This window comes from Loigolactobacillus bifermentans DSM 20003, from assembly GCF_001434575.1.
Lineage (GTDB): Bacteria > Bacillota > Bacilli > Lactobacillales > Lactobacillaceae > Loigolactobacillus > Loigolactobacillus bifermentans.
The window spans coordinates 42,774-50,462 of record NZ_AZDA01000041.1 but is presented as its reverse complement, the minus strand read 5'-3'; the positions used below and the strand labels follow the sequence as shown (position 1 = coordinate 50,462).

The following is a 7,689-nucleotide window of genomic DNA, read 5'->3' as shown; positions in this document are numbered from 1 at the left end:
ATTGGTCCAAAATTGTGCGGTATGCCGATATTAAACCTCGTATGAATAATTCGGGGAATCACATCTGCATTAAATAACGTCACCAGTAATTGCACGATCTCGGGATTAAGGCCTGTCCGCCCTTGTAACAGCTGGCTGATTCGAATCAGCATCACCAATTTACTCGTCCGCCACGTACTGGCACGACCAATGCTGATTTGGTGCGATTTCACCAAATTTAAGTTAAATTTGACCATGCTTTGATTGGCGATCGCAAGATCTTTATTTTGGCCTACCCCTGTGTTCATGCCATAAACCGGTTGCGTCGTTTGTAACACCACCTGGCGGCTAGCGACTAATCGGTGATAGGCAGCTGGCGCAAGCTTGATTTTTTGCTGATCGGTAATTATTTTTTGTGCCAGGGCAATCGTGAGGTTAAAGCCCGTTAGCTCATTGCTTGAATTGTTGTGTGTCAATGCGCCGCACACCTCGCTCCTTCACTTCTGTCAATGAGGCCTCATAGCCAGCGTCGGCATAGCGCAACAAGCCTAAGGACGTGTCGTTGTTAAAGGCTAGCCGTAAGCGTTCAGCTGCTGCCGGTGTGCCATCTGCGACAACCGTTACCCCAGCGCTTTGCATATAGCCGGCATAACCACCGCCACCAGAATGAATGGCCACCAGGTCGGCTTTAGAAGATGCCATGGTCATGGCATTGATCAACGGCCAATCCGCAATCGCGTCACTGCCGTCTTTCAAGTTTTCAGTCATAATATTAGGATGCGCCATGGCGCCTGCATCCAGATGATCACGGGTAAACGCAACTGGCGCTTGTAACTTGCCGCGAGCCACTAAATCATTCACCGCTAAGGCGAGCTTGGTGCGTTCACCGTGACCTAACCAACCAATGCGAGCCGGCAAACCTTGGAACGGCACATACTGATTGGCCTTTTTGATCCAATCAACGATCAACTCATTGTCCGCAAACTCAGTCAATAAATAATCATCGATCAACTGAATATCGGCTTCTGCCCCGGATAACGCGATCCAACGAAATGGGCCAATGGCTTTCACAAATAAATCACGTAAAAAGGCTTCTGTAAAAATTGGAATGTCAAAAGCATCGGTTACGCCAAACTCTTTCGCCTGTGTGCGAATATTATTCCCATTATCGAACACAATGCTGCCCCGCCGTTGAAATTCTAATTCAGAACGCACTTCATGGGCAATTGATTGACCTGCTGCCGCCGCTAACTTCTCTGGGTCACTGGTTCGTTCGGCCTCTGCCTGAGCCAATGAATACCCCTCTGGAATATAGCCGTATAATAGATCCTGCGCCGCGGTTTGATCAGAGACAATATCAGGGGTGATATTTTGGTCAAGTAACGCCTGATAAATTTCGGCGGCATTCCCGATCAAGCCGACGGAAATCGCCTCTTTTTTAGCTCGCGCAGCGTTGATCAATTTTAAGGCTTCTGGTAATGAATGCGCCTTATACTGTAAATAACCAGATGCAATCCGCTTATCGGCGTGCGCTTCATTCACTTCGACCACTAAGATCGCCGCATCGGCCATGTACCCTGCCAGCGGCTGTGAACCGCCCATCCCACCTAATCCGGCTGTTAAAATAAAGCGGCCTGCTAAGCTGCCTTGAAAATGCTTTTGCGCAATAATTTTAAAAATCTCATAAGTCCCTTGGACCACCCCTTGCGACCCGATATATTGCCAATCACCTGCTGTTAAGCCACCCCATGCCGTTAACCCTTGATCGTACAGTTTGTACCAATCAGCTGCATTGGACCAATGGCCCACCAGATTCGAGTTGGCCAACAGCACGATTGGCGCATCCGGATGTGTTTTTAGCACACCAATGGGCTTGCCTGACTGAACGATCAGCGTTTCATCTTCTTCTAAATTTTTAAGTGCATGGACGATACCTTGATAAGCAGGCCAATCTCGGGCGGCCTTTCCTAACGCCCCGTAAACGACCAGATTTGCTTGATCTTCAGCATTTTCTAAATTATTTTCTAATAAACGTAAAATGGCTTCTTGGCGCCATCCTTTAGCGCGCAGGGTTTGACCACGTTGTGCTTTAATTGTCATTTTTAAACCTGCTTTCTTGTATTAAGTCTAATTTGAGTTAAAGTTCTCCGTTAATATACGCTAAAGCACGATTTTGCAGTGCTGCTAACGCAAAGTTCACTAAAATTGCAAATAAGGAAATCACGAGCGACCCCACCACAACTTCGGTATAGTTATTTTGATTAAGGCCATTAAACAACATGGTACCTAACCCACCAGCATTGATATAGCTGGCAATCGTCGCAATCCCAATCGTGGAGGTCGTGGCAATGCGCAGCCCGGCTAACATCGTTGGTAAGGCGTACAGTGTTTTAAATTTCAAAAAGACTTCCCAACGGCTATAGCCTAATGACCGTGCCGTTTCAACAATACTTGGTGCCACTTGTTGGTAACCGACGATCGTATTCCGAACCAGTACAAACAGCGTATAAGCCACCAAGGCAATCAGCGCTGGGACCAGGCCTAAACCAAACCAAGGAATCAGTAGGACAAAAAAGGCCAGGCTGGGAATCGTATAAATTAGACTGAGGATCGGCATGATAAAGCGATTTAGCAACGGATGACTGGCAAAAAAGTAACCCAGTGGCCAGGCAATGACGGTTGCAATTGCGATGGTCAAGCCGGTAATTAGAATGTGTTGGCCCGTTAAATTTAAAATCATGCCCCAGTTATGGCTTAAATAAGTTAACATGACGGTGCCTCCGCTAATCGTGCCAGATCGGCCAAGGTAAGCTCACCACAACGTTGGTGCGGTACATCAACGACCGTCACAGAGGTGGCCGGCGCCTTTAAAAAGTGTTCCACCACAACCGCTAACGGCTGATCCGCTGCAACCGGATCGATGGTCGGCGTATGAGCTGCTGCCTGCCAAGTTTGCACCAACGACCCTGCGTGAATGTACCGCCACTGGGTCACTTGATCGTGAACTTTCAAAAAATCGGCTACAAAATCATTGGCCGGCTGTAAAAACAGCTCATCTTGCGTGGCAAACTGCTGAATGACGCCACTCCGAAACAGCATCGTGCGATCGCCTAATTTCAATGCTTCATCAATATCATGGGTCACAAAAATGATTGTTTTATGGGTTTGCCGCTGAATTTGTTGGATCTCATCTTGTAATGTGGCCCGATTGACAGCATCCACTGCGCCAAACGGTTCATCCATCAATAAAATATCAGGATCCGCCGCTAACGCTCGGGCGATGCCCACGCGCTGCTGTTCCCCACCTGACAATTGATGTGGATGCCGATTACGATATTGGTCTGGATCTAGTTGGACCAAGCGTAAGGTTTCATCCACCCGCTGGGCAATTTTAGCTTTATCCCATTTTAAGATCTGGCAAACCGTGGCAATATTTTGGGCCACTGTCCAATGCTCAAACAAACCGTGTTGTTGGATCACATAACCAATACGCCGACGTAAAACGTTGACATCCATTTGTCGCGTGTCTTGCCCATTGATATAAATCGTACCAGTGGTTGGTTCATACAGTCGATTGATCATTTTCATCAAAGTGGTTTTCCCTGAACCAGAGGTCCCTAAAATGGTAATAAATTCCCCTGCTGCCACCGTAAACGAAGTGGGTTGTACAGCATCAGCCTGGGTTTTGGGAAAACGTTTGGAGACATTTTCGACCTGAATCATCGGAGTATTCGTCATCTAAAGTTTGCTTCCTTTCTACGCTACGGACGTTTTAATCCCCTAATTTAGCAGATTTTACGTATTCCTTCGCCACTGTTTGGTACTTTTCATGATGCACGTCCACTTTGGCGTTTAGCTTTTGTAAGTCTTTGGTGGTTAATTTAGCGCTGACTTTATTTAATAAGGTCTTCACTTTTGGATTGGCTTTGATCGTTGCTTGGCGAATCACAGGGGCCACGTAGTAGTTTGGATAGAAGTGCTTGTTGTCCTTTAACAAGACTAACTTTTTATTGGCTAACATCCCATCCGTGGTAAACCCAACGGTGACATCCGCTTTTTTATCAAGTAAAGCTTGGTAACGGACACCATTATCAACCGTTGATGTGGCCTTAAAATTAAAACCACCATACGTCTTTTTCAACCCTTGAATTCCATCTTTACGACCTTGGAACTCAGCCGTTGTGGCAAACCGCAATTGGCTGGCCTTTTTCGCTAAATCAGAGAACGTTTTAATATGGTATTTATCGGCAGCCTTCTTGGTGATCACCAAAGCTTGGCTATCATTGGCTGTTGAAGGGGTTAGCCAGGTTAAATGCCATTTCGCATAGCTTTTATTCAATGTTTTGTAGACCTTTTTATCGTTGTGGCTGGCATCGTGTTTCAACACGTCCACATAGCCAGTCCCTGTATATTCTGGATAAACATCAATCGAGCCTTTTTTCAAGGCATTTTGCGCCACGAAAGTCCCTGATAAATTCAATTTACCTTTAGTTTTAATTCCGTTTTGTTCTAAAATATCTTGGTAGATCTTGCCAATGATCAAGTTTTCTGTAAAGTTTTTCGAACCAACTTTAACGGTTGCAGCAGAAGCTGATGTGCTTGCAGTGGCTAACAGTGACCCTGCCGCTAATGTGGCGACTAAGGCTGAGGTAAGGTAGTGCTTAAACTTTTTATTCATCAATTATTCCCCTATTCCATATTTCTTTTTTAAGTAAAATTCAATCACTGAGAAAAATAATTCAGAGAGCAAGGCAATACCGGTGACGGGTAATGCACCCACCAGCATAATGCTCGGATCATACATACTCATGCCCATCATCACGTAGGTGCCTAAACCGCCACCGCCGATAAAAGCCGCTAACGTGGCGGAACTAATGACTTCAATTGCGGCTAGGCGCACGCCGGCGATCACAGGCAAAGCCGCCAAAGGCAACTCAATCTTACGCAAGCGATACGCATTGCCCATGCCCATGCCAGCTGCCGCTTCCAGTGTCTCTGGATTGATCTGCTGTAAACCCGAGTACGTATTGATCAAAATCGGCGGAATCGCCAAAATTGTTAAGGCAAGTAACGCTGGGTAAAATCCCATGCCCATGAGTGGCAACACGAGCACCAAAATCGCCAATGATGGGATCACCCGAATGGCATTAAACAGCCCGATCAAGCGCCCACCGATTTTCGCATGCTTTGCTGCATAAACGCCAATCGGAACCGCAATCACAATGGCGATCACTAAGGCAATCAAACTTAATTGCAAATGAATGATCAGATTTTTATCAAAATCAGCACGATTCATTTGAATATAGTCGCCGACTTGTTTTAAGAATTTCATGCAAAAACGCCTTTCCTTCAATCTTTTTTAAAAGACAACTAAGGTATTCATTGTAGCGCACTGTTTACGTGAACGAAACTGCTTAGCTTTTTAATTTAAGACACTGCTAAATGATGGTCCAACGTACTGACAAATTGCTTGACCCGACTGGTTGCTGGTTCTTGTTGCAACGCTTGTGGCGTGCCAGCAAACTGGATCTGCCCTTGTTCCAAAAACAAAACGCGATCTGAGGCCTGTTCTGTAAAAGCCATTTCATGGGTCACCACAACCATCGTCATCCCTGCCTGTTTAAGCCGCAGCATCACCCTTAAAACATCATTGACCATTTCTGGATCTAAAGCAGAGGTGGGTTCATCAAATAACAGGACTTCGGGCGACATCATTAAGGCGCGGGCAATCGCCACCCGTTGTTTTTGACCACCAGATAATTGCGCCGGGTATTGTGCTTGATAATCACGCAGCCCCACTAAGGTGAGATAATGCACCGCTTGTTGTTCCAAAGTACCGCGGTCAACTTTTAAAATCCGCCGTGGCCCATCGATCAAATTTTGTAACACCGAGCGATTAGGAAACAAATTAAACTGCTGAAAAACCATGCCGACTTTGGTGCGATATTGTGCGGCTTGGGCCTCACTTTTACGCGTTAATTGGCCAAAACGATTGAGTTTGTAATCAATTTTTTGACGATTAAACGTCAGCGTGCCTGCGGTTGGCGCTTCTAGTAAATTGAGACAACGAATCAAGGTTGACTTGCCACTACCAGAAGGCCCGATCAAGGTCACTAACTCACCGTCGTTAACGGTGACGTTAATGTCTTTCAAAATTTCTCGTTTGCCATAAGTCTTTGATAAATGTTGTAACGATATTTTTTCTGTCATACGATCACCCAACTGTGATTCCCATTGTGTTGTATTTCTTTTCTAATAACCACTGCGCAATCATAAAGAGACTGCACAGTATCAAATATAAAACGGCGGCGACGCCCAATGTTTCCCAAGTCCGATAAGTCGTTGCATAAAGGTTAGATGCTTTTAACATCAGATCCGGCACGGTGATCACAGAAACTTGGGCGGACTCTTTCAACAATGCAATGGCATTTGAAACATAAGTCGGTGAAATAATTTTGATAATCGCTGGCAGCTTGATGAACCACATGATTTGTCCAGAACGATACCCTAAGGCCTTGCCTGCCTCGATTTGCCCTTGATCGACTGCCCGAAAACCTGAACGGAAAATTTCAGCAATAAAGGCACTGCCATTGATCGTTAACCCCAGCAAACCGGCTGAAAAAGCCGATAACTTCAGCCCAAATGGCGCTGAATAGTACAGTAAAAACAGTAAGATCATCACTGGCAAGCCACGTACGATCCAGTTATAGGTTGCGGCAATTCTTCTTAGGAGCGGTTGGTTCGACGTTCGCATCAACGCAATTAAAAAGCCAAATACCGTTGCAATGACCAGTGCCAACAACGAAATGAATAAGGTCAATCCCATCCCATTTAACAACGTGGGTAAATTTTTCTCAACAATTTGCCAATTCATCAAAGCCACCACATTTCTCTAGCGCAGACTGGCTGCCGTAACGCCTAAATATTTCTTTTGTAATTTTTGCAACGTTCCATTTTTTGTTTCTTTGGCAATCACTTGATTGACCTTTGTGGCTAAGGCTTTGTTACCTTTTTTAAAGGCCAGGTCAATATCATAAGTGTGATAAGGCTTCCCGACGATTTTGAACTCTTTGCCATCAGGCGCTGTTTTAATATAATGCTTTGCAGCCACGATCCCGATTGAAACGGCATCGATCCGACCTAATTTCAAATCCTTAAATGAATCGTTTGGTGCTTTATATTCTTTAATGGCTTTTGTCCCTTTAATTTTTTGCGCATCCGTTAAATAAGAAGAACCTGTGCCCGCACCAACGGTTTTCCCTTTAATATCTTTAAACGCTTTAATACTGTGATTTGATTTTTTCACAACAGCCACCGTGCCATCGGCCGCATAAGGCTTGGATAACAATAACGTCTTTTTCCGTTGCGGTGTCGCTTGCAATGCGGCAAACAAAATGTCCGTTTTACCGTTATTCAGCGCTGGGATCAACCCCGCAAATTGACCTGGCGCAAACTTCACTTTGACGCCTAGGTCTTTCGCAACAAGCCGGGCAACCGCCGCATCATAGCCCCCTAACTTGCCACTGGTTGATGTTGTTTGCCAAGGTGCATAATCCCCTGATAACCCAACTGTCAACGTTTTGGACTGCTTAACTGAAGTCCATGAGGTATCTTTACTGGCCGCCTGCGTTTGTGTTGTTGCCAGCGCACTAAAACCGAAAAGCGCAACCGCCGCGACGAACATTACTTTTTTAAATTTCATTCAGTTCC

General features: G+C 45.5%; 8 protein-coding genes and 1 pseudogene. All 9 read right to left on the bottom strand.

From position 1 onward, the window contains the following. Window positions 1–455, bottom strand: a 455-nt coding sequence (locus FC07_RS06010) for an aromatic amino acid lyase (RefSeq protein WP_162255868.1), incomplete at its 3' end; no start/stop codon positions are given. Continuing rightward, entirely contained in the window at window positions 430–2,079 is a 1,650-nt protein-coding gene (locus tag FC07_RS06005) for a urocanate hydratase (protein ID WP_057904222.1), read from the bottom strand. The genes FC07_RS06005 and FC07_RS06010, both read right to left, overlap by 26 nt. 37 nt (window positions 2,080–2,116) lie before the next feature. After that, window positions 2,117–2,749 (bottom strand): ABC transporter permease, encoded by a 633-nt coding sequence (locus FC07_RS06000; protein ID WP_057904221.1) that lies wholly within the window; start codon window positions 2,747–2,749, stop codon window positions 2,117–2,119. 209 nt (window positions 2,750–2,958) lie between these two features. Then, window positions 2,959–3,717: pseudogene (locus tag FC07_RS05995) on the bottom strand (ABC transporter ATP-binding protein); the annotation flags it as partial. A 34-nt stretch (window positions 3,718–3,751) separates the two neighbouring features. Next, on the bottom strand, window positions 3,752–4,657 hold the full coding sequence (locus FC07_RS05990) for an ABC transporter substrate-binding protein (protein WP_057904219.1): 906 nt from the start codon (window positions 4,655–4,657) through the stop codon (window positions 3,752–3,754). Between the two features lie 3 nt (window positions 4,658–4,660). Then, on the bottom strand, window positions 4,661–5,311 hold the full coding sequence (locus FC07_RS05985) for an ABC transporter permease (RefSeq protein WP_083483220.1): 651 nt from the start codon (window positions 5,309–5,311) through the stop codon (window positions 4,661–4,663). A gap of 95 nt (window positions 5,312–5,406) precedes the next feature. Then, window positions 5,407–6,189, bottom strand: coding sequence for an amino acid ABC transporter ATP-binding protein (locus tag FC07_RS05980; protein ID WP_057904224.1), 783 nt, complete (start codon window positions 6,187–6,189; stop codon window positions 5,407–5,409). Between the two features lie 4 nt (window positions 6,190–6,193). Further along, the gene (locus tag FC07_RS05975) at window positions 6,194–6,853 is read right to left on the bottom strand and encodes an amino acid ABC transporter permease (RefSeq protein WP_057904218.1); all 660 of its coding nucleotides are present in this window, start codon (window positions 6,851–6,853) and stop codon (window positions 6,194–6,196) included. Between the two features lie 18 nt (window positions 6,854–6,871). Then, window positions 6,872–7,681: a substrate-binding periplasmic protein gene (locus FC07_RS05970; protein WP_057904217.1), complete on the bottom strand. Its 810-nt coding sequence runs from the start codon at window positions 7,679–7,681 to the stop codon at window positions 6,872–6,874. Window positions 7,682–7,689: the final 8 nt, after the last annotated feature.

Coding starts and splice junctions, on each gene's coding strand:
- FC07_RS06005 (WP_057904222.1), bottom strand. CDS start 2,079: ATGACAATTAAAGCACAACGTGGTCAAACCCTGCGCGCTAAAGGATGG.
- FC07_RS06000 (WP_057904221.1), bottom strand. CDS start 2,749: ATGTTAACTTATTTAAGCCATAACTGGGGCATGATTTTAAATTTAACG.
- FC07_RS05990 (WP_057904219.1), bottom strand. CDS start 4,657: ATGAATAAAAAGTTTAAGCACTACCTTACCTCAGCCTTAGTCGCCACA.
- FC07_RS05985 (WP_083483220.1), bottom strand. CDS start 5,311: ATGAAATTCTTAAAACAAGTCGGCGACTATATTCAAATGAATCGTGCT.
- FC07_RS05980 (WP_057904224.1), bottom strand. CDS start 6,189: ATGACAGAAAAAATATCGTTACAACATTTATCAAAGACTTATGGCAAA.
- FC07_RS05975 (WP_057904218.1), bottom strand. CDS start 6,853: ATGAATTGGCAAATTGTTGAGAAAAATTTACCCACGTTGTTAAATGGG.
- FC07_RS05970 (WP_057904217.1), bottom strand. CDS start 7,681: ATGAAATTTAAAAAAGTAATGTTCGTCGCGGCGGTTGCGCTTTTCGGT.